Source organism: Mycolicibacterium sp. SMGY-1XX (genome assembly GCF_059132455.1).
In genome coordinates, this window is the sequence record NZ_CP101139.1 from 121,061 (window position 1) to 140,458 (window position 19,398).

At 68.3% G+C, this 19,398-nt stretch carries 23 protein-coding genes; 11 read left to right on the top strand and 12 right to left on the bottom strand.

From position 1 onward, the window contains the following. Window positions 1–8: 8 nt before the first annotated feature. Window positions 9–665 carry a DUF6474 family protein gene (locus tag NL241_RS00570; protein WP_494396491.1) on the bottom strand — a complete coding sequence of 219 codons (657 nt, stop codon included), beginning with the start codon at window positions 663–665 and terminating at the stop codon, window positions 9–11. 110 nt (window positions 666–775) lie between these two features. Between NL241_RS00570 and NL241_RS00575 the strand changes: the two genes are divergently transcribed. Genes NL241_RS00575 through NL241_RS00585 form a run of 3 tightly spaced genes read left to right on the top strand, consistent with a single transcriptional unit; the run spans window position 776 to window position 3,637 of the window. Continuing rightward, window positions 776–2,026 carry a hypothetical protein gene (locus NL241_RS00575; protein WP_494396492.1) on the top strand — a complete coding sequence of 417 codons (1,251 nt, stop codon included), beginning with the start codon at window positions 776–778 and terminating at the stop codon, window positions 2,024–2,026. Between the two features lie 28 nt (window positions 2,027–2,054). Continuing rightward, window positions 2,055–2,546: an ImmA/IrrE family metallo-endopeptidase gene (locus NL241_RS00580; RefSeq protein WP_487692183.1), complete on the top strand. Its 492-nt coding sequence runs from the start codon at window positions 2,055–2,057 to the stop codon at window positions 2,544–2,546. Further along, complete coding sequence (locus NL241_RS00585; RefSeq protein ID WP_487692184.1) at window positions 2,543–3,637, top strand: hypothetical protein; 1,095 nt, start codon at window positions 2,543–2,545, stop codon at window positions 3,635–3,637. The genes NL241_RS00580 and NL241_RS00585 overlap by 4 nt, the downstream gene beginning before the upstream one ends. On the opposite strand, the gene NL241_RS00590 is transcribed toward NL241_RS00585, so the two are convergent. From NL241_RS00590 to sodN, 3 genes are all read right to left on the bottom strand, one after another. Continuing rightward, window positions 3,634–4,032 (bottom strand): transcriptional regulator, encoded by a 399-nt coding sequence (locus NL241_RS00590; RefSeq protein ID WP_487692185.1) that lies wholly within the window; start codon window positions 4,030–4,032, stop codon window positions 3,634–3,636. The genes NL241_RS00585 and NL241_RS00590 overlap by 4 nt on opposite strands. Before the next feature lie 655 nt (window positions 4,033–4,687). Next, the gene (locus NL241_RS00595; RefSeq protein WP_487692186.1) at window positions 4,688–5,221 is read right to left on the bottom strand and encodes a peptidase; all 534 of its coding nucleotides are present in this window, start codon (window positions 5,219–5,221) and stop codon (window positions 4,688–4,690) included. A gap of 194 nt (window positions 5,222–5,415) precedes the next feature. Next, on the bottom strand, window positions 5,416–5,838 hold the full coding sequence (sodN, locus tag NL241_RS00600) for a superoxide dismutase, Ni (protein WP_487692188.1): 423 nt from the start codon (window positions 5,836–5,838) through the stop codon (window positions 5,416–5,418). 112 nt (window positions 5,839–5,950) lie between these two features. On the opposite strand from sodN, the gene NL241_RS00605 reads away from it, so the two are divergent. Further along, window positions 5,951–6,229 carry a S26 family signal peptidase gene (locus NL241_RS00605; protein ID WP_487692344.1) on the top strand — a complete coding sequence of 93 codons (279 nt, stop codon included), beginning with the start codon at window positions 5,951–5,953 and terminating at the stop codon, window positions 6,227–6,229. Here NL241_RS00605 and NL241_RS00610 read toward each other — a convergent pair. Beyond that, window positions 6,226–6,384: a hypothetical protein gene (locus NL241_RS00610; protein WP_487692189.1), complete on the bottom strand. Its 159-nt coding sequence runs from the start codon at window positions 6,382–6,384 to the stop codon at window positions 6,226–6,228. The two genes, NL241_RS00605 and NL241_RS00610, sit on opposite strands and share 4 nt — an antisense overlap. Before the next feature lie 344 nt (window positions 6,385–6,728). Between NL241_RS00610 and NL241_RS00615 the strand changes: the two genes are divergently transcribed. From NL241_RS00615 to NL241_RS00625, 3 genes are read left to right on the top strand one after another with little or no spacing between them, the layout of a single operon-like run. Next, entirely contained in the window at window positions 6,729–7,070 is a 342-nt protein-coding gene (locus NL241_RS00615) for a rhodanese-like domain-containing protein (RefSeq protein WP_487692190.1), read from the top strand. Between the two features lie 40 nt (window positions 7,071–7,110). Next, window positions 7,111–8,148, top strand: coding sequence for a DUF4328 domain-containing protein (locus tag NL241_RS00620; protein WP_487692192.1), 1,038 nt, complete (start codon window positions 7,111–7,113; stop codon window positions 8,146–8,148). A 4-nt stretch (window positions 8,149–8,152) separates the two neighbouring features. Then, on the top strand, window positions 8,153–9,001 hold the full coding sequence (locus tag NL241_RS00625; protein ID WP_487692193.1) for a glycerophosphodiester phosphodiesterase: 849 nt from the start codon (window positions 8,153–8,155) through the stop codon (window positions 8,999–9,001). Here the strand turns inward: NL241_RS00625 and NL241_RS00630 are convergent, their stop codons facing one another. The 4 genes from NL241_RS00630 to NL241_RS00645 all read right to left on the bottom strand — a co-directional run bounded on the left by NL241_RS00630 (window position 9,002) and on the right by NL241_RS00645 (window position 12,538). Beyond that, a complete protein-coding gene (locus NL241_RS00630; protein ID WP_487692194.1) occupies window positions 9,002–9,547 on the bottom strand; it encodes a ferritin in 546 nt (181 codons plus the stop codon). A gap of 135 nt (window positions 9,548–9,682) precedes the next feature. After that, complete coding sequence (locus NL241_RS00635; RefSeq protein ID WP_494398451.1) at window positions 9,683–10,876, bottom strand: LCP family protein; 1,194 nt, start codon at window positions 10,874–10,876, stop codon at window positions 9,683–9,685. A 55-nt stretch (window positions 10,877–10,931) separates the two neighbouring features. Continuing rightward, entirely contained in the window at window positions 10,932–11,735 is an 804-nt protein-coding gene (locus NL241_RS00640; protein ID WP_487692195.1) for a CPBP family intramembrane glutamic endopeptidase, read from the bottom strand. 23 nt (window positions 11,736–11,758) lie between these two features. Beyond that, complete coding sequence (locus tag NL241_RS00645; protein WP_494396493.1) at window positions 11,759–12,538, bottom strand: DUF2470 domain-containing protein; 780 nt, start codon at window positions 12,536–12,538, stop codon at window positions 11,759–11,761. Window positions 12,539–12,638: 100 nt separating this feature from the next. Here NL241_RS00645 and pheA point away from each other — a divergent pair, with 100 nt between their 5' ends. After that, on the top strand, window positions 12,639–13,559 hold the full coding sequence (pheA, locus tag NL241_RS00650) for a prephenate dehydratase (protein ID WP_494396494.1): 921 nt from the start codon (window positions 12,639–12,641) through the stop codon (window positions 13,557–13,559). After that, on the top strand, window positions 13,556–14,242 hold the full coding sequence (locus NL241_RS00655; protein ID WP_487692198.1) for a histidine phosphatase family protein: 687 nt from the start codon (window positions 13,556–13,558) through the stop codon (window positions 14,240–14,242). Before pheA ends, NL241_RS00655 begins: the two co-directional genes overlap by 4 nt. A 226-nt stretch (window positions 14,243–14,468) precedes the next feature. Here the strand turns inward: NL241_RS00655 and NL241_RS00660 are convergent, their stop codons facing one another. Both NL241_RS00660 and NL241_RS00665 read right to left on the bottom strand, forming a co-directional pair. Next, window positions 14,469–14,819, bottom strand: coding sequence for a metallopeptidase family protein (locus NL241_RS00660; protein WP_487692199.1), 351 nt, complete (start codon window positions 14,817–14,819; stop codon window positions 14,469–14,471). A gap of 5 nt (window positions 14,820–14,824) precedes the next feature. After that, entirely contained in the window at window positions 14,825–16,276 is a 1,452-nt protein-coding gene (locus NL241_RS00665; protein ID WP_487692200.1) for a septum formation family protein, read from the bottom strand. Window positions 16,277–16,406: 130 nt separating this feature from the next. Here NL241_RS00665 and serS point away from each other — a divergent pair, with 130 nt between their 5' ends. Together serS and NL241_RS00675 are read left to right on the top strand one after the other, a co-directional pair. Continuing rightward, a complete protein-coding gene (serS, locus tag NL241_RS00670) occupies window positions 16,407–17,660 on the top strand; it encodes a serine--tRNA ligase (RefSeq protein WP_494396495.1) in 1,254 nt (417 codons plus the stop codon). Beyond that, window positions 17,657–18,481, top strand: coding sequence for a DUF5718 family protein (locus NL241_RS00675; protein WP_487692202.1), 825 nt, complete (start codon window positions 17,657–17,659; stop codon window positions 18,479–18,481). Before serS ends, NL241_RS00675 begins: the two co-directional genes overlap by 4 nt. On the opposite strand, the gene NL241_RS00680 is transcribed toward NL241_RS00675, so the two are convergent. Continuing rightward, window positions 18,418–19,344 (bottom strand): LysR family transcriptional regulator, encoded by a 927-nt coding sequence (locus tag NL241_RS00680; RefSeq protein WP_487692203.1) that lies wholly within the window; start codon window positions 19,342–19,344, stop codon window positions 18,418–18,420. The two genes, NL241_RS00675 and NL241_RS00680, sit on opposite strands and share 64 nt — an antisense overlap. Window positions 19,345–19,398 lie beyond the last annotated feature (54 nt).

Consider the following 19,398-nt stretch of genomic DNA (forward strand, 5'->3'; position numbering starts at 1 on the left):
CCGGTGGATCAGAGCACGCCCAACCGGGCCATCAGATCGGCGTCGATCCCGTCGAGCTGCTCGGCGATGGCTGCGTGCGCGGCCCGTCGACGTGCGGTGGGCATGCTCTCGGCGGCGGTGACGGCCGCGCTCAGATCGCTGAGACGGTCGGTGATGGCCGCGACGAACTGCTTGGTCTCGGCGTCCTTCGGTTTCTTCTCGGCGACGGTGCGCAATGACCGCTCGGCGCCGGCGATCCGGGCCGAGAGCTGGCCCCCGTGTCCAGAGAACTGGCCCAGTTGGCTCAACGGGACACCGAGGCGGTCGGCGCGACGTTCGTCGAGCAGTCCGCGCGCGGACGTGCTGGCCTTGTAGACGATCGGCACCAGGATGGGCGCGAGCAGCCGGGTCACGGTGAGGGTGCGACGAATCCGCGCCGGGGACAACAGCTTTCCCTCCCTGGCGGCCTTCAGTTCGGCCTCGGCGATCCTGAGTGCGTTGCGGTCGCTGTCCCGCTGCGCGCGTAATTGCGCTTTCAGGGTGCGGGTTTCGGCGCGCTGGGCGGACTTGATGCGGCGCAGCTCGTTCTTCGCGTCGAGCTTGGCTTCGAGCTTTGCCTTGGCCTTGATGGCCTTGGCCTCGGCCCGCCGCGTGGCGCGGCTCTTTCGCTTGGTGAACAGGCCCATACCTGCCGCCTCCCGGTGCTTTCGTCAAAAATCGCGATGGATGCCGCGAACCCGGATAAACCCTATCGCCTGCGCCGACGAGCCGAATTGCGACCTGCGGATATGCGAGAATGACCCCCAGTCGGAAGTCGGCGTCAGGTGGTGGGGACAGCCGCCACCGTGCGACGGCATGGCGGATCGGGGTGGGTGTGGACGGGTCGCGAGTGCGTAGCGCTGCGGTCAGTGCTGCGATCGCGGCCGGTTTGCTGATCGGCGGAAGCGGCGGCCTGGGCGTAGCGACGGCCGTCGCTGATCACGGGCATAGGGACAAGGGCGGCTCGGTTTCCCGTGGCCCGGACCGCTCGGGTGGGGAACGCTCATCGACCAGGAAACAGCCTCGCGACTCCGACCGCCGCGACCAGGACCGGGGACTCCGCCAGGACAAGCCCGGCCGTGACGACGGGCCCAAGGGTGAGCGGGCGGACCGGCGTGACGACGAGGACGGTCGCCGCGGCGACGGGCCCACCACACGCAAGCCCGGTAGGCCGGCCCATGGCCATGGATCTGGTTCCGGGTATGGATCTGGGTCTGGTCCCGACCGTGGCCAGGGTTGGCACGGAACCCCGGGCCGGCCGTGCGCCGAAGACCCGGAGGACCCCAAGGAGACCGAGAATCCCGACGACCCCGAGAATCCGGGCGGTCCCATCGTGGGAAGGCCGCCGGCAAGCCCACCCCCGAACGCGCCGGCAAGCCCCCCGTTGGGCGGTCCCGCACCCGCCAACCCCCCGGCGAGTCCGCCGCCGACAGGTCCCCTGCCCGACAGCCCGCCCACCAGCAGCGGCGGTGGCGGCAGCGGTGGCGGGGGCGGTAACGGAGGGTTTCCGCAGTCACCGCGGCCCAGCCTGCCGGACATCGCAGACCCCGCACCGTCGGATCCCGAGCCGCTCGATGTCACCGCCGGTGGCGGTCTGACCTCGGCAGGAGGAGGGGGAGGTGGTGCGGCCCTGGCGCCCATCAGCCCGCCGATGATCATCGTGCCGCAGCCGATCGGTGCGCCGGTGCGCCCGGCGCCGCCGTCGGTCGCCGAACCAGCCGCGCCCGTCGTCGTCGTGCCTGCCCGACCGGCGCCACCGGACGCGCCGCGGCCCGCCCTGCCCGGACCGCCGCGCGGCAATGCAGTTACCAATCCGCTGCCGGAGACCTTCCGTGCCGGCTATCCGCAGTACCTCAGGTCGGCCAAGCTCGCCGAGGTCGCAGGGCTTGCGCTTCCCGGGCTAGCAGGCATAGTTGCCCTTACAGCTGTCGGGGGGCTGCTGGGATACCGCCAGGCGAAAGCCGGCCATGCGGTTCGCGCGGCGGGAACAGCGCGCTTCCTGCAGTGAGTGTTGAGGTAGTCGGGGAGGGGGCGACATGGCGGCAGGCCGACGCGTGACCAAAGCGGTCAACGACGTGTTGGAACTCGCACCGCGACGCGGGGAGGTCTCGTTGGCGCGGCTCGTCACGGCCGTCAGCGCCAGCCGGGGGCGGCCGATCGAGATCGAACTCGCCGACCTCCCGATGGGGGTGTGCGGCCAATGGCGCCAGTACGCCGAACACGATGTGTTCCTGATCCAGCACGGGCTGCCCACCTGGCAGCGGACCCTCGCCCATGAGCTCGGTCATCTGGTGCTCGGGCACCAGGGCATGCCGGTGGTGGAGGCGGCTCGGCAGGTCACCGAGGTCGCCAGCGATGACCTGATCGGGTACATGCTCAACCAGCGCACGGGCTGTATGGGACCCAGCGGTGAAGACGCCGAGCAGGAAGCCGAAGATTTCGCCGCGCTGCTCATCTACCGGCTGGGACGGAGGCCGTCGGATCGGTCGTCGATAGTCCAGGTCCGGCTCGGAGAGGCGTTTGGTTGACAGTCTGGGTGATCGCCGGTCTCCTCGCGTTGGCGACCGGCGTACGCATCGGGTGGGCGTTGGTCAACAAGCAGTCTCTGGTCAGTACGGCGATGATCGTCGCGCTCGGCAGCCTGTCGCTGGTGGCCGCGCTCAACTGGGAGCCGCTGGCGCTGCTGGTCGACAGCCTGCTGCACTGGCCGAACATCTCCGTGGGTTTGAGCCAGGTCGCGCTGATCGCTTGTGCCGCAGGAAGTTGCGTGATGATCACCACCGCCGCCTCGGGCCGTCGGCCGAAGGTGGTCAGGCGGATCGCGATGATCCAGTACGGGGTGGCGGCGGTGACCGCGGTGGTTTCCCTCGCGCTGTTCCTGGCCGCCGGCCAGCAGCCGGAGATGTCGCCGCAGGAGTACCTGGTGCGCAACCTGGGCACACCGCACCTGTCGACGACGTGGCTGCTGCCGCTGTTGTACGTCCTGTTGGCGCTGACGTTGGTGTCCTGGGCGGGGCTGCGGCATTCCAGCCGCAGCCGGCGCGGCCGCGCGCTCTTCGTCTTCACCGTCGGCATCGTGCTGCTGCTGCTGGCCAGCGCGTTCTTCCTGATGCAGGCGTTCGGTACCACCCACCTGGTGGGCATCGGCACCGCGGTGACGCTGCTCGGTACGGCGATGGCCGTGGTGGCGGCGGGTTCCCTGCTGCCCACTGTGGAGGACTGGTTCACCGGTCGGCGCGAACTACGGATGGTGGAACCGCTGCTGGCCGAACTCGAGCGCCGCCAACCCGATATCGGCATCGGCGTACGTCCGCGCGGGCCACTGGTGTTCCGGGTCGCCGAGCGGTTGTCGTTGATCTCGGACGCGCTGTTCCTGGAGGCGACGGCGGCGCAGACAGGTCACCACCGCCCAGGCGCGGCCACCGCGCCGCTCCAGTTGGATGGCCCCAAAGAGCAGGCACGCGCGGTCGCCGAGTGGATCCACGCCGGTACCGACGCCCGTGAGAAGTTCCCGGGTCTGGGCATGCTGCGTCAGCCGGAGAACTACTCCGACCGTGAATGGATCATCGAAATCGCGCGCCAGTACCGCGATCTGACGCGTAGCGGTCGAAACGCCTAGTCGTCCAGGTGCTCTTTGCGCCGCAGTTCCTCGGCCTTGAGCACGAGATCCTGCTGGGCCTCGGGGGACAGACCGACGGTGCGAGCGGCGATCCGGCGGACCCCCTCGTCACGCATGTTGGCCAGCCACGTCAGTTCCTTGTCGAGCTTCTCGTAGTACTCATCGTCGGTGAAATACGCCGGCTTGATGCGGAAGAAGTTCGCAAGAGCCGCCATCGTTGCGGCGGACGGGTTGGTGCGGTTGCCGGAGCGCAGCTGAGACAGGTAGGGCGCCGACATGGTGACCCCCTCCGCCTTGAGCGCGCCGATCACTTCCGCAGACGTATGCGGGCCGCGACCCGGCGGGTAGACCGTGTCGAAAAGGCGGTTCAATCGCGCAGCGAACGTCGTGCTCATTGTAAAGACCTCCACAGGTGGACATCGCTTCATATCCGTGGCCGTATTTGCTAGTCATCGTAGCGAGAGTTGTGGCAACAACCAAGTGCAAACGCCTGGCAAATTGACGCCCATACTCTCAGGTTTCTCGGCCCGCGCCGCCGCCGAGGCCCTGATCAGGGCATCCTGGTCTATTGCAAGCGCAGGACAATAGTGCATCGGACCGAAAAAGCCGGGTCCGCTGGCGTACCGCCGAAACGCTGCCATCCGGGGGTGGCAGCCGAAACGCGAGCGTTACCCGGCAACCGTTCCTGAGCGTCTCCTGTGCTCAGCCTATATTTGCTGCCGCAAAATCCGCCTACGCGATCCGAATCATCATGACAGCCGCGGCGGGGCTCGGGGGGTCTACCGACGCGGCTACCGGCGCAGATGGCGTCGTCTCCGCCCATCGGAATCCGTCACGGGTCCACGACCGCGCCGGAGGCGGTGCTGGTCAGAGCCGTGCGGGCGCGTCAGGGGTTGCGATGAATTCAGGCGGTGATTGCCACAGCTCTCGTGGCGACCGGATCAGGGTGTTTGTGATGGTCAACACACGAACGCGGTAGGGCGTGTCCTGTCCTGAGAACGAAAAAACGAACAGCCGCGTTTCCTGAGAAACACCTAGGGGCCCGGGCGTTCAGGCCGCCAGGAGCATCGCCAGGATCGCAGTGTCCGGATGGCTGATCGGGTCGACACCGACGCGGCTCACCATCGACGTCACCGTGCCGTCGGATTCCGCTTCCACCCATGCGGCCCGATGTTCGAGACCCAGGTGCGGCAGCCCGGGCAGCAGTACGCAGCCCGAGGCCGCGCCGCTGCACTCGGGCAGCGACGGGGTGGTCTCCGACGGCGGATGCAACATCATCAGCGCCGGCGGGTTCTGATCGGCGAAATGGCCTGGCGCAATGGCGGCGTCGCCCACGACGGTGCCTTCAGCGAGCACCAGTCCGACGGTGCCGGGCGCGGGAGTCTCCGGCAGTTCCTCGCGCACGCCGAAAATGGTTGTCGTGGAAAGCAACCCCGGCCACGAGGCAACGCGGACGGCGACCATGAGCAGTTGCGCCCACTCCTTGGTGGAATCAGGCCAGCGGCCGGACACCACGAAACCCTTGAGGGCGCCCCCGGAATGAAACGGAGCGAGTTCGATTGCCCGCCCTGACCCTGACTCCATCTGCCCTCCGCGACTACTCGGTTCGGACTCGTTGCAAACGACACAGCTGCGGGTCGGTTCAGACAGGATGAGCTACAACCCCATTGGCACGCAAGAGCATCCGAGTGCTAACGCGCAGGTGAACAGGCTCCGACGAAGTCGGGGCGCCACGCGTGTGCGCGACGCCCCGGCGGGTGGCTCATGTCAGGTGAGCATCAGGCAGGCGGGTACACGCCCATCTGCTTGCCCTTGTCGGTCTGCCAGAAGATGTCGGAGATCTCGTCGATGGTGGCGAGCAGCTTCTCGGCGACCGCGGCGTCGAGCGACTTCTTCACGTCACCGGCACCGTGGACACCTTCCCAGAAGAGCTGGTGCAGGTTCGGGAACTGCTCGAAGTGGTCCTTGGTGAAGAAGTCGGCCCACAGCACCATCAGGTGATGCTTGACCTCTTCGGCCTGACGCTCCTTGATGATGATGGCGCGTGCCTTGAAGTGCTCGTCATCGGTGTCGTGGTACTTCTGGATGGTCTTCAGGCAGGAAAGCGCCTCGATCTTGGCCTGCGCGGGGTCGTAGACGCCGCAGTACAGGTCGCAGTGCGCGTGGGCGGGAGTGGCGTTGGCAAAAAGTCGATGCAGCATGGCCTTAACCTACCCTTAGCGGCGCGACGCGAAAACCTACACTCCCCTTGTGATCCGGCGGAAATCTCGGCTGCACTGGCCGCTGCGGCGGTTCCTCGTCGTCGAGGACTCGATGCTGCCCACACTGGCCCCCGGCGACGGTGTCCTCGCAGTGCGAGGGGGAGCGGTGCGCGGCGATCAATTGCGGGTGTTCCCGGATCCGCGGTTGCCGTCGCGTTGGTTGATCAAGCGTGTCGGAGCGGTACAGGGCTCTGGACGTGAGGCGACCTTCGAAGCGCGTTCGGACAATGCCGCCGCACCCGGGGTGGTCGATTCCCGACGGTTCGGGGTGGTGCCGGCGGCGGGTTCGTATCGCGTGGTGTGGACGGTCCGGGGCAGCCGGAGCCGCTAGGTCAAGACGATCAGAACCAGAACCGCGAGCAGAATGAGTGCGATGACGCCCGCGCGCAACGCGGCCAGCAGATACGAGCGGTTGTACACCGACGACGGCGAGTACCAGTGCGGCGGTTGGCCGGCAGACTGCGGTCCGATCGGATGTGCCGCCATCACAGACACCTGACCTGCACCGTCATGATCGTCCCCCCAGTGAGATGAATCACAGCAAAAGACCTGTGAGCGCGATCATAACCCCGTTTCGTACCACGACAAAAATCGAGCCGACCGGCCCTTTCCGGCGGGCGTTCGCCAAGGCTGTTGATCACGGCCAGATCACGATCACTTCTATCCACAATCGCCGCCGCTACCGGAGTCGTATCCCGTGCACACACCCTGTGCGCCTCCTGAAGGGGCTGTGGATAAAGCTGTGGAAACTGTGGATAGCGTGCGATAGCTGCCCTGCACTGACGATCGGGGATGGCTGAGCGCGGCCCCGGCGTGACAGGATTGTCGGTATGGACGACTCGGCGATCCCCCAGGCAGACGTCCCCGGGCTTCCCACCGAATTCGGGGCGGACGCGGTTCTGCTCGATGTACGCGAAGACGACGAATGGCAGCGTGGGCACGCCCCCGGCGCCCAACACATCCCGATGGGTGACGTCCCGGCACGGATCCACGAGATCGACGTCGACAAGACGCTGTATGTGATCTGCCACGCCGGCGGCCGGTCGCAACGGGTGGCGCAATACCTGCAGCGCAACGGCTACGAGCCGATCAACGTCGACGGAGGCATGCTGGCGTGGAACGGTGCGGGCCGCCCAGTCGTCACCGACGACGGCAGCCCCGGCACCGTTTGACCCCGAACCCCGACACCGAACCCCCCGTTAGGCTGGTCCGGTGATCCAGGTGTGTTCGGTGTGCGGCACCCGCTGGAACGTGCGCGACAAACAACGCCAGTGGTGCCCGCGCTGCCAAGGTGCGCTGCTGCCGCCCTCGGCGCCCGCGCAGGCCGGCGCCCATCCGTCACCGGCCGACCCGGGCTGGCACCGGCCGCCCGGCGATGCACCGGGTCCGCACCGGCTGCCCACCGGCTACCGGTGGATCGCGGTTCGACCCGGTGCCGCACCGTCACCGCACCGGCAGCGTCGACCGCTCGGCCCGACGCCGCGCTACGCGGCGATCCCGCGATGGGGATTGTTCGATCAGATCGCTCCGTCGACGACGACGACCGAACCGGAGCGTCGGGGACTGTCCGCCACCGCGGTCCGGCTGACGCTCTACACGGCCGGGGGTGTGATGCTCGCGGCCGCGCTGATCCACGCCATCCGCTACCTGCTGCTGGTGATCAACCGCACCACCCTGCTGCCACCCGTGGTGGCATGGACGGCGGTGTGGCTGGGCGTGCTGCTCAGTGTCGCGGTGCTGTTCGCCGTCATCGGCGCCGCGGTGGTGATGACGGGGTGGCTGATCCGGCGGCGTGCGGCCGTCTACGCCCACCGGGGCCACGAGGACCCACGATCCTCCAGAGCGTTGTGGGCAGGCTGCCTGATACCGCTGGTGAACTTGGTGTGGGCGCCGGTGTTCGTGATCGAGACGGCCACGGCCGAGGACTCCTACACCCGGATGCGGAAACCGATCCTGGTGTGGTGGGTGCTGTGGGTGCTGTGCACCGGGGTGTCGATCTTCGCGATCGCCACCAGTTTCACCACCGACGCCCAGGGCATCGCCGACAACACCGTCACCGTGACATTCGCCTACCTGTTGGGGGCGGCCACGGTCGCCGCGCTGGCGCGGGTGTACTTCGGGTTCGAGCGCAAACCGGTGGAACGTCCGGCGCATCGCTGGGTGATGGTCGCCGCTGAACCCGCTGACCTGGGGCGTCGCAAGAAATCCGAGGCTGCGGTTGAGCCGAACGGCCAGGAGCCTGCAGCATAGCCCTATGAGGTCGGGCGACGAGGCGTACCCGGAAGTCCACGGGGAAGTGCAGGATCGCCACCCCTTCGTCGTCGCACATCGAGGCGCGTCCGCAGACCGGCCCGAGCACACGCTGGCGGCTTACGACCTGGCACTGCAAGAAGGTGCCGACGGGGTGGAATGCGATGTCCGGCTGACTCAGGACGGGCACCTGGTCTGTGTGCACGACCGGCGGATCGACCGGACCTCCAGCGGCACCGGCCTGGTCAGCGAGATGACCCTGGCGCAGCTGCGCAAGCTCGAATACGGGTCGTGGCACGGGAGTTGGCGCCCTGACGGCAGCCTGGGCGACACCGGGCTGCTGACTCTCGAGGACCTGGTCAGCCTGGTGCTGGACTGGAACCGCCCGGTGAAGCTGTTCATCGAGACCAAGCACCCGGTGCGCTACGGCGCGCTGGTGGAGAGCAAGGTGCTGGCGCTGCTGCACCGATACGGCATCGCGGCCCCGGCATCGGCGGACCGGTCCCGTGCGGTGGTGATGTCGTTCTCGGCGGCGGCGGTCTGGCGGATCCGGCGCGCGGCACCGCTGCTGCCCACCGTGCTGTTGGGCGAGACATCTCGGTACCTGGGCGGGAGTGCGGCCACGACGGTCGGCGCCACCGCGGTAGGACCGTCCATCACCACCTTGCGGGAGCATCCCGAACTGGTGGACCGGGCGGCGGCGCAGGGTCGCGCGTTGTACTGCTGGACCGTCGACCACTACGAGGACGTCGGTTTCTGCCGCGACGTCGGCGTGGCCTGGATCGCGACCAACCACCCCGGTCGCACCAAGTCCTGGTTGCAGGACGGGCTGACCGGGGCGGGCCGGGACTAGCTACAGGGTGCCGCCGGCGGCAGCGGGCGCGGTGGCGTCGGCGCCGCCGTGGGTCATCTCACGGGCGACGAAATCCTCGAGGTGGAACAGGTTGTCGCCGGCGCGGTCGGCGATGCGCAGCAGGGTGGTCATCGAGGCGACCTCTTCGACCTGCTCCTTGAGGAACCACTGCATGAACTGCTCGCCCAGATAGTCGCCTTCGTCGCGGGCCACCGCGGCCAGCGTGGTGATCTGCTCGGTGACGGTCCGTTCCTGGTCCAGAGCCAGCTCCAGCGCGGCACGCGGTGAGGTGAACTCGTTGCGCACGGCGTCGACGCCGGGGATCTCGGCATGAATGCCGCGGTCCAGCAGGTAGCGCACCAGCATCATGGCGTGATTGCGTTCCTCGACCGCCTGCCGGTAGAAGTGCTTGGCCAGTTGAGGCAGGTCGGCGTCATCGAAGTACACCGCGACCGCGATGTATTGCTGCGAAGCGGTGAACTCGTTACGGATCTGGTCGGAGAGCAGGCCGTTGAATTTCGTGTGCTGCGCGTCGGTACGAGTCATGCCCGTGAAGATATCGCAGGTCAGAGACATTTTCATCCAAGGTGGACCTTACCGATGAAAGGCTTTCCTAAGTTATCCGGACCTAAGTCGGTGATCTGCTTCACACTCTCGGGTGTGTTTGCCAGCGGCCGCGTGTCACGGCTGGGCGTCCAGAGCCGACTGTGGTACCGGCGCGTCCGTGGCCAGCGCGTCGAACAGTTCCGTCGCCGCCGTCTCATCCCAGATCACCACGTCACCGGAGCCGTTGGAGGTGTACTCACCGATCGGGACGGTCAGTGTGGTGGTGTCACCGCGCAGCGCCCAGCCGAGCCGGGCCAGGCTCCAGAGGTTGTCCTCCTCGCCGACGGTCAGGGCGTCGACCGCTGCATGCGGCACGCTGTACCACCGCCACGGGTTCAGCCAGACCGCCGGACTGGCGGCGCGTTGCAGCAACGCAGACATGAACTGGCGCTGGTTGGCCATCCGGTCCAGGTCTGCGCGGGCGGTGGCGCGACTGCGGACGAAGCCCAGCGCCTGCGCGCCGCCGAGCTGCTGGCAGCCCGCGGGCAGCTCGATACCGGCCAGCGGATCGCTGATCGGTTCGGTGGGGCAGACCGTCACCTCACCGAGGGCGTCGACCACCGCGGCGAACCCGTCGAATCCGACTTCGGCGTAGTGGTCCAGATGCAGTCCGGTGGCCTGCTCCACGGTCTGCGCGAGCAGCTGCGGCCCGCCGAGTGAGAACGCCGCGTTGATCTTGTCGCTGCCGTAACCCGGTATCGGCACGTAGGAGTCGCGGGGTAGCGAGACCATGGTGGTCGGTGCGCTGGAGCCCAGCCCCGGCACGTGCACCACCATGATGGTGTCCGTTCGGCCGTTGCCCAGGTCGCCCCCGGTGGCCAGCTCGGCCTGCTGTTCGGGGGACAGATTGGCCCGGCTGTCCGAGCCCACCAGCAGCCAGTTGGTGCCCCGTGCCGCGTCGGGCCGGTCGGCGTAGTCGGTCAGCGCCGGGATCCGGTGCAGCGACGTGTCGACCCAGAATCCGATGCCGATGACCGTGATGACGGCCACCAGCACCAGCGCCAGGAGCAGCCGCAGGATCGGCACCCGCCGGCGCCGGGTGGGTTTGGGCGCTGGGGCCGGTGGTCGAGGGGGAGCCGGCGGCGCCTGTCGCGGGGGAGCCGGGGGCCGCGGCCGCGGAGGTGGCGGCGGGCGCCGCTGCGGGGGCATCTGAGGCGGTGGCGGCGGAGGCATCTGGGGTGGTGGCCGGTAGGTGGGATCGCGGCGGATCACCTGGGACGGCTCGCGTGGCGGCGTCGGGAGCTGTTGGGGATGCGGCCGACGCGGCATCCGCGGGTCGGCGTTCGGCTGAGGCGCGGGCCTTCGCCGGTCGTCGTTCACCAGGTCAATTTACGCGGTCCGGTTGCAGCCACCCCAGATGCTGGGCCAGCAGCGCATACCCGACGAATGCGACGGTGTCGATCACCCCGTGGGCGATGATCAGCGGCCACAGCCGGCCCCAGCGCCGGTAGGCGTAGCCGAACACCAGGCCCATCACGAAGTTGCCCGCGCCGGCGCCGAAGCCTTGGTAGAGGTGGTAGGCGCCGCGCAACACGCTGGACCACACCACCGCCTTGACCGGGTTGATGCCGAGCTGGTCGAAACGGGTCAGCAGATAGCCCACCACGATCACTTCTTCGGCCCAGCCGTTGGCGAAGGCCGCGGCCACCAGCACCGGGACGCGCCACCAGGTGTCGCTGAGTTCGGTGGGCACCACCTCGGCGCTGACCCCGATGGCCCGCGCGATCAGGTACAGCCCCAGGCCCGGTATCCCGATCAGGGCGGCCAGGCCCAGCCCGCCCAGCAGGTCGGGACGCAGCCGGAAGCGGCCGATTCCGATGCGCGGCAAGCTGAAACCGTTGCGCCACAACAGGTATACGGCCAGCGCGCCCCAGGCGACCAGCTGGGCCACCCCCGCGAGATTGAGCGCGAGGTCGATCAGGTCGAAGTACGAGCGGCGCGGGTTGAGCGCGACGGACTGATCGGCCAGGCCGCGCAGGACGAAGTCGGTCAGCCGCAGGGTGGCGGTGACGGCGCTGAGCCCGAATGTCACCGCCAACACGACGGCGATCTCGATCTTGAGCGCCCGGCGCTCGGGCGGCGTCAGCGGTGTGGCACCGGCGGCCGTCAGCTCATCGGGTTCGGTCACTCCGCAACGGTAACCGCGGTGGCTCAGGGCTGGCGCGCGCGCAATCCGTTGACGAACGGGCAGCCCATCAGCACGCGGATCGCCTGGCTCAGGCCGTTGACGTCGTCGACCGGTTTGGGAAACGGCAGGCGCACGTCGTGGTCACCGTCGTCGCCCTCGACGCGCAGCCGGACCCCGTACCGATCCAGCCCCAGTGGGCGCACCCGGCCGCGCCGCAGCGTGCCGGGAAGTTTGGAGGCCAGCCGCGCGACCACGTCCCGGTGGTCGTTGTCGATGTGACGCAGCCAGCATGTCTCCATCACGCAGAACGGGTCCGGGTCGGCCTCGAGCAGGGCTCCGACACCCACGGACTCGGCGCCGGTGGAATCGGCCACCACCACCGACTCGACCTCGAGGCGTAGCAGGGTGAACTCCGAACCGACCTGCAGCAGAACGGGATTCGGGTCCTCGATGGCGATCAGATCCAGGGTCTCGCGAACGGCGGATTCCGGTACGCGCCGCAGGCGGCCGCGGATCCACACCAGCGAACGGACCGGTTCGCGCAACGGCAGCGGCGCGTAGTCCGTCAACTCGAGTACCGCCTGCACACCGGTCATCCCCGCGTGCAGCACAGTGGCTGCGGCGGCGCTGTGGACGGGCACGATGGTGGCGAAGGAGCCGTCGGCCAGTAGGTGGTGCACCGGGGTGGACTCCGGTTCGACGCCTTCGAGTGCCAGTAGCGCGCTGCCTGCGCGCACGCAGGCGCTCCTGATGCGTTCGGCGGTCGATGGGCCGGTGGACCCGGGAATCGAAGCCACTGTCATCGGATAAACCTTCCGCAAGCCGCTGAGAATCAAACTGAGGTAAGCCTAACTTAACTAGCGTTGCGGAGGTCGCGCAAGAGCTACCCGATAGGGTCTGGGTGTGACCGCCATCGCGTATCTGGGTCCGCGCGGGACCTTTTCGCAAGCGGCGTTGCACCAGATGACGGAGGCCGGCCTGGTCCCGGGCCGCCCTGCGGTGGAGGCGTTGCCCACCGACAGCACCCCGGCCGCGCTGGAAGCGGTGCGCCGCGGGGACGCGGTCTACGCGTGTGTGCCCATCGAGAACTCCATCGAGGGCTCGGTGCTGCCTACCCTGGATTCCCTGGCCATCGGCTCACCGCTTCAGGTCTACGCCGAACTCACCCTCGACGTCGCGTTCAGCATCGTCGTGGCACCGGGTACCGCAGCGGCCGGGGTGAGCACTGTCGCCGCGTTCCCCGTCGCGGCCGCGCAGGTGCGGCGCTGGCTGTCCGAGAACCTGCCACAGGCCACCGTCGTACCCGCGATCTCCAACGCCGGTGCCGCCGAGGACGTCGTGGCAGGCCGCGCCCAGGCGGGCGTCAGCACGGCGCTGGCCGCGCAGTTGTACGAGTTGCCCACCCTGGCCGACGGGGTGGTCGACGAGCCGAACGCGCGCACCCGTTTTGTTCTGGTGGGCCGGCCCGGCCGCCCGCCCGCACGCACCGGCGCCGACCGCACCTCGGTGGTACTGCGCCTCGAGAACGTGCCAGGGGCGCTGGTCAGCGCGCTGATGGAGTTCGGTATCCGCGACATCGATCTGACCCGGATCGAGTCCCGGCCCACCCGCGTCGAACTCGGCACGTACGTGTTCTTCCTCGATTGTGTCGGACACATCGAAGATTCCGCGGTCGCCGAGGCACTCACCGCGCTGCACCGACGTTGTGCCGATGTGCGATATCTCGGATCTTGGCCGACGGACTCGGCCGCAGGTGCGCTGCCCCCTGAACTCGACGAGGCAACTCACTGGCTCGAACAGCTCCGGCAGGGGCAGCGGTCATGAGTGGACGACTGATACTGCTTCGGCACGGACAGACCTACGGCAACGTCGAAAAACGCCTCGACACCCGGCCGCCGGGAGCCGAGCTCACGCCCCTGGGCCGTGATCAGGCGAGGGCGTTCGCCCGGGGCCGCCAGCGCAAGCCGGGACTGCTCGCCCATTCGATCGCCACCCGGGCCCGGCAGACCGCCGGTGAAGCGGGCGAATTGCTGCGCGTGGCACCACACGAGTTCGAAGGTCTGCACGAGGTCCAGGTCGGTGACCTGGAGAACCGCAACGACGACGCCGCCATCGAAGAGTTCGGCCGGGTGTACCAGCAGTGGCACGAAGGTGACCTCGACGCCGCCATGCCCGGCGGCGAGAGCGCCAACGATGTACTGGCCAGATACGTGCCGGTGTTGACCGACCTACGGATGCGGTATCTGGACGATCACGAGTGGACCGATGACATCGTCGTCGTCAGCCATGGCGCCGCCATCCGATTGGTGGGCGCGGTACTGGCCGGAGTGGACGGCACATTCGCCCTCGACCATCACCTGGCCAACACGGAATCGGTGGTGCTGGCGCCGATCACCGATGGCCGGTGGAGCTGCCTGCAGTGGGGTGCGCTGACGCCGCCGTTCTATCCCGAGCCGGAGGCCGACGCCGTCGAGGAAGCGAAGACGTCCGCCGACCCCATGGGCTGAGCGCACTCGCAGCCCACGGTGTCGCAGTCGATCACGAACCCGTGGGTGATCAATTCCGGGGCCGTGCAACCGTCCTCGGTGCATTCCGTGCGCCACAACGCGTGCCGGATGAGCGTGCCGTGGCAGTGCTCATGATCTGCCCGGCAGTCCCGACATGCTTCGTTCATGTGTTCGTTCCTACCACCATCGTCCGACAAACCGGTCGTCCCACGCCTTGCGGTGGGTGTCAGGCCCAGCCGAGCTCGTGCAGACGCTCGTCGTCGATGCCGAAATGGTGCGCGACCTCGTGGATCACCGTGATCGCCACCTCGTCGACCACCTGCTCCTCGGAGTCGCACATCTGCAGCAGCGCGCCCCGGTAGATGGTGATCGTGTCCGGCAGGGAGCCGGCGTAGAACGTGTCGCGGTCGGTCAGTGCGATGCCTTCGTAGAGCCCGAGCAGATCGGGTTCCTCGAGATTGCGGTCCTCGACCAGCACCACCACGTTGTCCAGGGCTGCGGACAGCTGCGGCGGAATCAGATCGAGGGCATCGGAGACCAACTCGTCGAACCGTTGCCGGCTCATCCGTACGCTCATGCGGCTCAGGCGGGGGGTGGCGGCAACGGCTCCACAGGACCCGGCACCGGACCCACCGCCGGCGCGGCCGGAACCGGTTCGACCGGTGGCGGAACCGGGGCGGGTGGCGGCGGCAGCGGCGCAGGTGGCGGCGGCAACGGAGCCGGTGGCGGCACCACATCAGCCGGGGGCGGGACCGGCGCCTCGGGCGGCGGGGGGTTGAACGTGTTGCCGTCGGCGGGCGTCGGGGCAGGGGTCTCGGTGGACTGCCCGGGCAGGTGCTGGTTGGGGTCGCTGCGTTCGGTCGACGAATCCGACTGCGAGCCCGAGTACGAACCCGACGAGGAACCCGAGGACGACTCGTCCGGGTAGTACTCCTGGGTGGGTTCGGCGTACTCGATCGGCGGCAGGTTCAGCCGCTCGGCCGGGATGTCCGGCGGCGGCACCGGCGGCTGGCCGTTGATCAGCAGCGGACCCTTGGCGCTGTTGAGCAAGGTGGCCCAGCCACCGTTACCCAGTGTCGCGCCCACACTGCACGACACCTGGTGGCTGCCCGCGGTCCAGCTCGGCAACGAGATGGTGCTGTAGATGAGTGTCAGGGTGGTGGTGCGCAGTTCGATCGGAGCCAGGTAGGAGTCGGTCATCCGGGTGCAGGCGTCCTTGATGAAGGCGTCCTGATCGTCCTCGGACGGCAGGCCCGGGCCGGGGAACTTCTCGGCCAGGTTCAGCGAGCCGGTGACCTCCATGGCGTGGGGCGTGGCGCAGTCCACGGGGATGTCGGTGGGCTGGTTGCTGGCCGGATCGATACCCAGGCAGGTCCCCACGGGCCACACCTTGGACTGATCGATCTCGGCGACCTTGCCCTTGAACGGCAACTGCTGGTTGTCGGGCCCGGGCAGTTGCAGGCCGCACAGCATGCGGCGTTCACCGGCCTGGCGCCAGGCCTTGTCGCCGGACCACAGCATGCCGATGGTGAAGCGGCTGTTCGGGTCGAAGCGCGGACCCAGGTACCGGCGCACCGCGACCTGGCACTGTTCCTGGCTGATCTGCTGGATCCGCGCCGGTGACGGCGGGGCGGCGTCCGGTCCGTACTCCGTGCCCGGGAAGGTGCTCATGTCCACCGACTCGGCCACCTCGAAGCGGTGCTCCTCGGCGCAGTCGACCACTTCGGCGTCGTCCGGCGTGGCATTCGGCCAGTTCAGGCAGTTGCCCGGGGTGGCCTCGTTGAAGGTCTGGGTCCCGCGCGATCCCGCTATCGGGATGATGTCGGATTCCAGGTAGCCGACGAGGCCGTTGTTCGAACCGGTCAGCGGCAGCACCGTGATGATGCCGGCGATCAGGAGCCCACCGAGCGCGGTCAGCAGCAGAGCGCGACGGGTGGCGGTGGCCTGCAGTGTGCGCCGCCAGTCGAACCGCCGGGATTTGGGCTGGTCAGACGTCGCTTCCTGCGAGTCGGATAATTCGGGCATCGGATCCATTGTGACAGGCGTGTCGGGTGCTGTGACAAGTGATACGAATGTAAAGTTATGTGGTTGTGTCGCAGTGCCGGCGCGGCTACCGCCCCCTCGGCGAAGACCCCCTGGCATGGCAAAAGTAGGGTTGGCAGGCGTGATCGACCTGAAGCTGCTGCGCGACGACCCCGAGCTCGTCCGCCGTTCCCAGGCCAGTCGCGGGGAAGACCCGTCGCTGGTCGATGCGTTGCTCGACGCCGACGCGGCCCGTCGGGCCGCCATTTCCTCCGCCGACAACCTGCGCGCCGAGCAGAAGGCCGTGAGCAAGCAGGTGGGCGCCGCCTCCCCGGAGGACCGGCCCGCGGTGCTGGCCCAGGCCAAGGAGCTCGCGGCCCAGGTCAAAGCCGCCGAGGCCCAGCAGTCCGAGGCCGAGCGCGCCTTCACCGCCGCGCACATGGCGATCTCCAACGTCGTCATCGACGGTGTCCCCGCCGGCGGTGAGGACGATTTTGTCGTGCTCGACACGGTGGGCACGCCGCCGGCCATCGACAACCCCAAGGATCACCTCGAACTCGGGGAATCACTCGGCCTGCTCGACATGGAGCGCGGCGCCAAGGTGTCCGGCTCCCGCTTCTACTTCCTGACCGGTCGCGGCGCGCTGCTCCAGCTGGGCCTGTTGCAGTTGGCCGTGCGGCTGGCCACGGAAGCCGGTTTCACCCTGATGATCCCGCCGGTGCTGGTGCGCCCGGAGATCATGCGCGGCACGGGGTTTTTGGGCGCACACGCCGACGAGGTCTACCGCGTGGAGGCCGACGACCTCTACCTCGTCGGTACCTCCGAGGTGCCGCTGGCGGGATATCACTCCGACGAGATCCTCGATCTGTCCGGCGGGCCCCTGCGCTACGCCGGTTGGTCGTCGTGCTTTCGCCGGGAGGCGGGCAGCTACGGCAAGGACACCCGCGGCATCATCCGGGTGCACCAGTTCGACAAGGTGGAAGCCTTCGTCTACTGCGAGCCGGGTGACGCCGAAGCCGAGCACCAGCGGCTGCTGGGCTGGCAGCGCGAGATGCTGGCCAAGATTGAGGTGCCTTACCGCGTCATCGACGTCGCCGCAGGCGATCTGGGTTCCTCGGCGGCCCGCAAGTTCGACTGCGAGGCGTGGGTGCCCACCCAGCAGACCTATCGCGAGCTGACTTCGACATCGAACTGCTCCACGTTCCAGGCCCGGCGGCTCTCGACGCGGTATCGGGACGCCAATGGCAAGCCGCAGATCGCCGCCACCCTGAACGGCACCCTGGGTACCACCCGTTGGCTGGTGGCGATCCTGGAGAACCATCAACAGCCCGACGGCAGCGTGCGTGTGCCGCCGGCCCTGGTCCCCTACGTCGGCACGGAGGTACTGGCACCATGATCGATCTCGCCTTGGACGACCTGCGCTCCTGGTTCGGTTTCGGGGTGGCGGGTAACTTCGCGGGTCATCTCGAACAGGCCGGGGAGGCGGCGGATTTCGTGAACGTTGAGCCCGGGACGGGCGAAAAAGGCGAAGCGCCGAAGGGCATCTTCCCCTGGTACGCACCCGGCACCGACAGCTTCTTGTCGGAGTTCCCGCTCTCCAACGACGCCATCGTGCTGCCGGTCAGCGACGAGCCGCTGAACCTGCAGATCGAGCCCGAGGTGGGGTTGGCTTGCCGGGTGGTCTGGGAGGGCGACACCGTGGTGACCCTGCAGCCTTTCGCCCTGGGCGCGTTCAACGATTGCTCGATCCGCCGCCCCGGCGCCCCGAAGATCAGCCACAAGAAGAACTGGGGCCCGGCGTCCAAAGGTGTTGCGGCGCAGTTCTTCGACATCAGTGACTTGACTCCGGACGGGCCGACGGCCACGTTGCGCCTGGTCTGCCATCTGCGTGACGGCAACGGCGAAGAGCACGCCTACGGTGTCGACAGCCCGCTGCTGGGTTACTCGTACTACGGCGAAGTGCTGCTGGACTGGATCGTCGAGCGCCTGGCGAATCAGAAGGGCTCTCCGGAAACGCCGCTGGAAGATGTCGGCGCACTGATGGTGGCTGCCGGTCATCCCGAGAACGTGCTGATCGGTATCGGCGCCACCCGTTACACCGAATTGGGCGAATCGACGTTCCTCACACCCGGTGATCAGGCGATCGTCCGGGTCTACGACACCGAATCGGACTCGTATTCCGAACTACGGCAGACGGTTTCGGCGGCCAGCTCCTGAAGGATGTCGAGCACGGAGGCGATCGCCGGGCGCGCCGAGGCGCCTGCCCTGGTGACGGCCTCGATACGACGCGCGACGCGTACCCCGGCCAGGGGTGTGCGCGTCACCGGCCGCACCGTGGGCACATAGCGGGGTAGCAGCGCGACACCGACACCGGCGTGGACCAGCTCTTCGACCACCCGGAAGTCGTTGACCCGCTGGATGATTCGTGGAGTGACTCCGGAGATCGCGGCCAGTGAGCGCAGCACGTCGTCGACCATCAGGCCGCCTTCGACGCCGATCCAGGTCTGATCGGCCAACTGGTCCAGCGTGATCCGCTTCTCGCCGCGCAGCGGGTGCCCCGGTGGCAGCACCACGTCGAGCGGCTCCCGCAGGAGGACTCTCGCCTCGAAGCGGGGGTTCCACGGCGCGGTGTCCCGGTCGTCGCGGTGCACCACCACGACATCGTGGTCGGCCAGCTGCGCGGGGGCGTCGACGGCCGGGCGGTCGATGTCGCGGCCGGACACCTCCACCCCGATGTCGGCGGCGCGGGTGATCAGCCCGGCCAGCAGCATCGCCGCGCCGGACGGGAACATGGCGACGCGCACCAGGCCGCGCGGGGTGCTGCGGTAGGCGTCCATCTCGGCGCGCGCCCGGTCGAGTGCGGCCAGCACCTCGTCGGCGCGGTTCACCAGCACCCGGCCCGCTTCCGTGAGGCGCACCTTGCGCCCGGCCGGTTCCAGCAGTGTCACCCCCGCCTCCCGCTGCAGCGTTTTGAGCTGCTGGGACACCGCCGAGGGCGTCAGTGACATCGCCGCCGCCGCGGCCGCGACAGTGCCGCGGTCGGCGAGCTCACGCAGTAGCCGTAACCGCTCGACATCCATGTAGAAATTCTAAACATCGCCGTCAGAAACAATCGCTTGTCTGATGAATCGCCC

Coding starts and splice junctions, on each gene's coding strand:
- NL241_RS00570 (WP_494396491.1), bottom strand. CDS start 665: ATGGGCCTGTTCACCAAGCGAAAGAGCCGCGCCACGCGGCGGGCCGAG.
- NL241_RS00575 (WP_494396492.1), top strand. CDS start 776: ATGACCCCCAGTCGGAAGTCGGCGTCAGGTGGTGGGGACAGCCGCCAC.
- NL241_RS00580 (WP_487692183.1), top strand. CDS start 2,055: ATGGCGGCAGGCCGACGCGTGACCAAAGCGGTCAACGACGTGTTGGAA.
- NL241_RS00590 (WP_487692185.1), bottom strand. CDS start 4,032: ATGAGCACGACGTTCGCTGCGCGATTGAACCGCCTTTTCGACACGGTC.
- NL241_RS00595 (WP_487692186.1), bottom strand. CDS start 5,221: ATGGAGTCAGGGTCAGGGCGGGCAATCGAACTCGCTCCGTTTCATTCC.
- sodN (WP_487692188.1), bottom strand. CDS start 5,838: ATGCTGCATCGACTTTTTGCCAACGCCACTCCCGCCCACGCGCACTGC.
- NL241_RS00605 (WP_487692344.1), top strand. CDS start 5,951: ATGCTGCCCACACTGGCCCCCGGCGACGGTGTCCTCGCAGTGCGAGGG.
- NL241_RS00610 (WP_487692189.1), bottom strand. CDS start 6,384: ATGGCGGCACATCCGATCGGACCGCAGTCTGCCGGCCAACCGCCGCAC.
- NL241_RS00615 (WP_487692190.1), top strand. CDS start 6,729: ATGGACGACTCGGCGATCCCCCAGGCAGACGTCCCCGGGCTTCCCACC.
- NL241_RS00625 (WP_487692193.1), top strand. CDS start 8,153: ATGAGGTCGGGCGACGAGGCGTACCCGGAAGTCCACGGGGAAGTGCAG.
- NL241_RS00630 (WP_487692194.1), bottom strand. CDS start 9,547: ATGACTCGTACCGACGCGCAGCACACGAAATTCAACGGCCTGCTCTCC.
- NL241_RS00635 (WP_494398451.1), bottom strand. CDS start 10,876: ATGCCGCGTCGGCCGCATCCCCAACAGCTCCCGACGCCGCCACGCGAG.
- NL241_RS00645 (WP_494396493.1), bottom strand. CDS start 12,538: ATGACAGTGGCTTCGATTCCCGGGTCCACCGGCCCATCGACCGCCGAA.
- NL241_RS00655 (WP_487692198.1), top strand. CDS start 13,556: ATGAGTGGACGACTGATACTGCTTCGGCACGGACAGACCTACGGCAAC.
- NL241_RS00660 (WP_487692199.1), bottom strand. CDS start 14,819: ATGAGCGTACGGATGAGCCGGCAACGGTTCGACGAGTTGGTCTCCGAT.
- NL241_RS00665 (WP_487692200.1), bottom strand. CDS start 16,276: ATGGATCCGATGCCCGAATTATCCGACTCGCAGGAAGCGACGTCTGAC.
- NL241_RS00675 (WP_487692202.1), top strand. CDS start 17,657: ATGATCGATCTCGCCTTGGACGACCTGCGCTCCTGGTTCGGTTTCGGG.
- NL241_RS00680 (WP_487692203.1), bottom strand. CDS start 19,344: ATGGATGTCGAGCGGTTACGGCTACTGCGTGAGCTCGCCGACCGCGGC.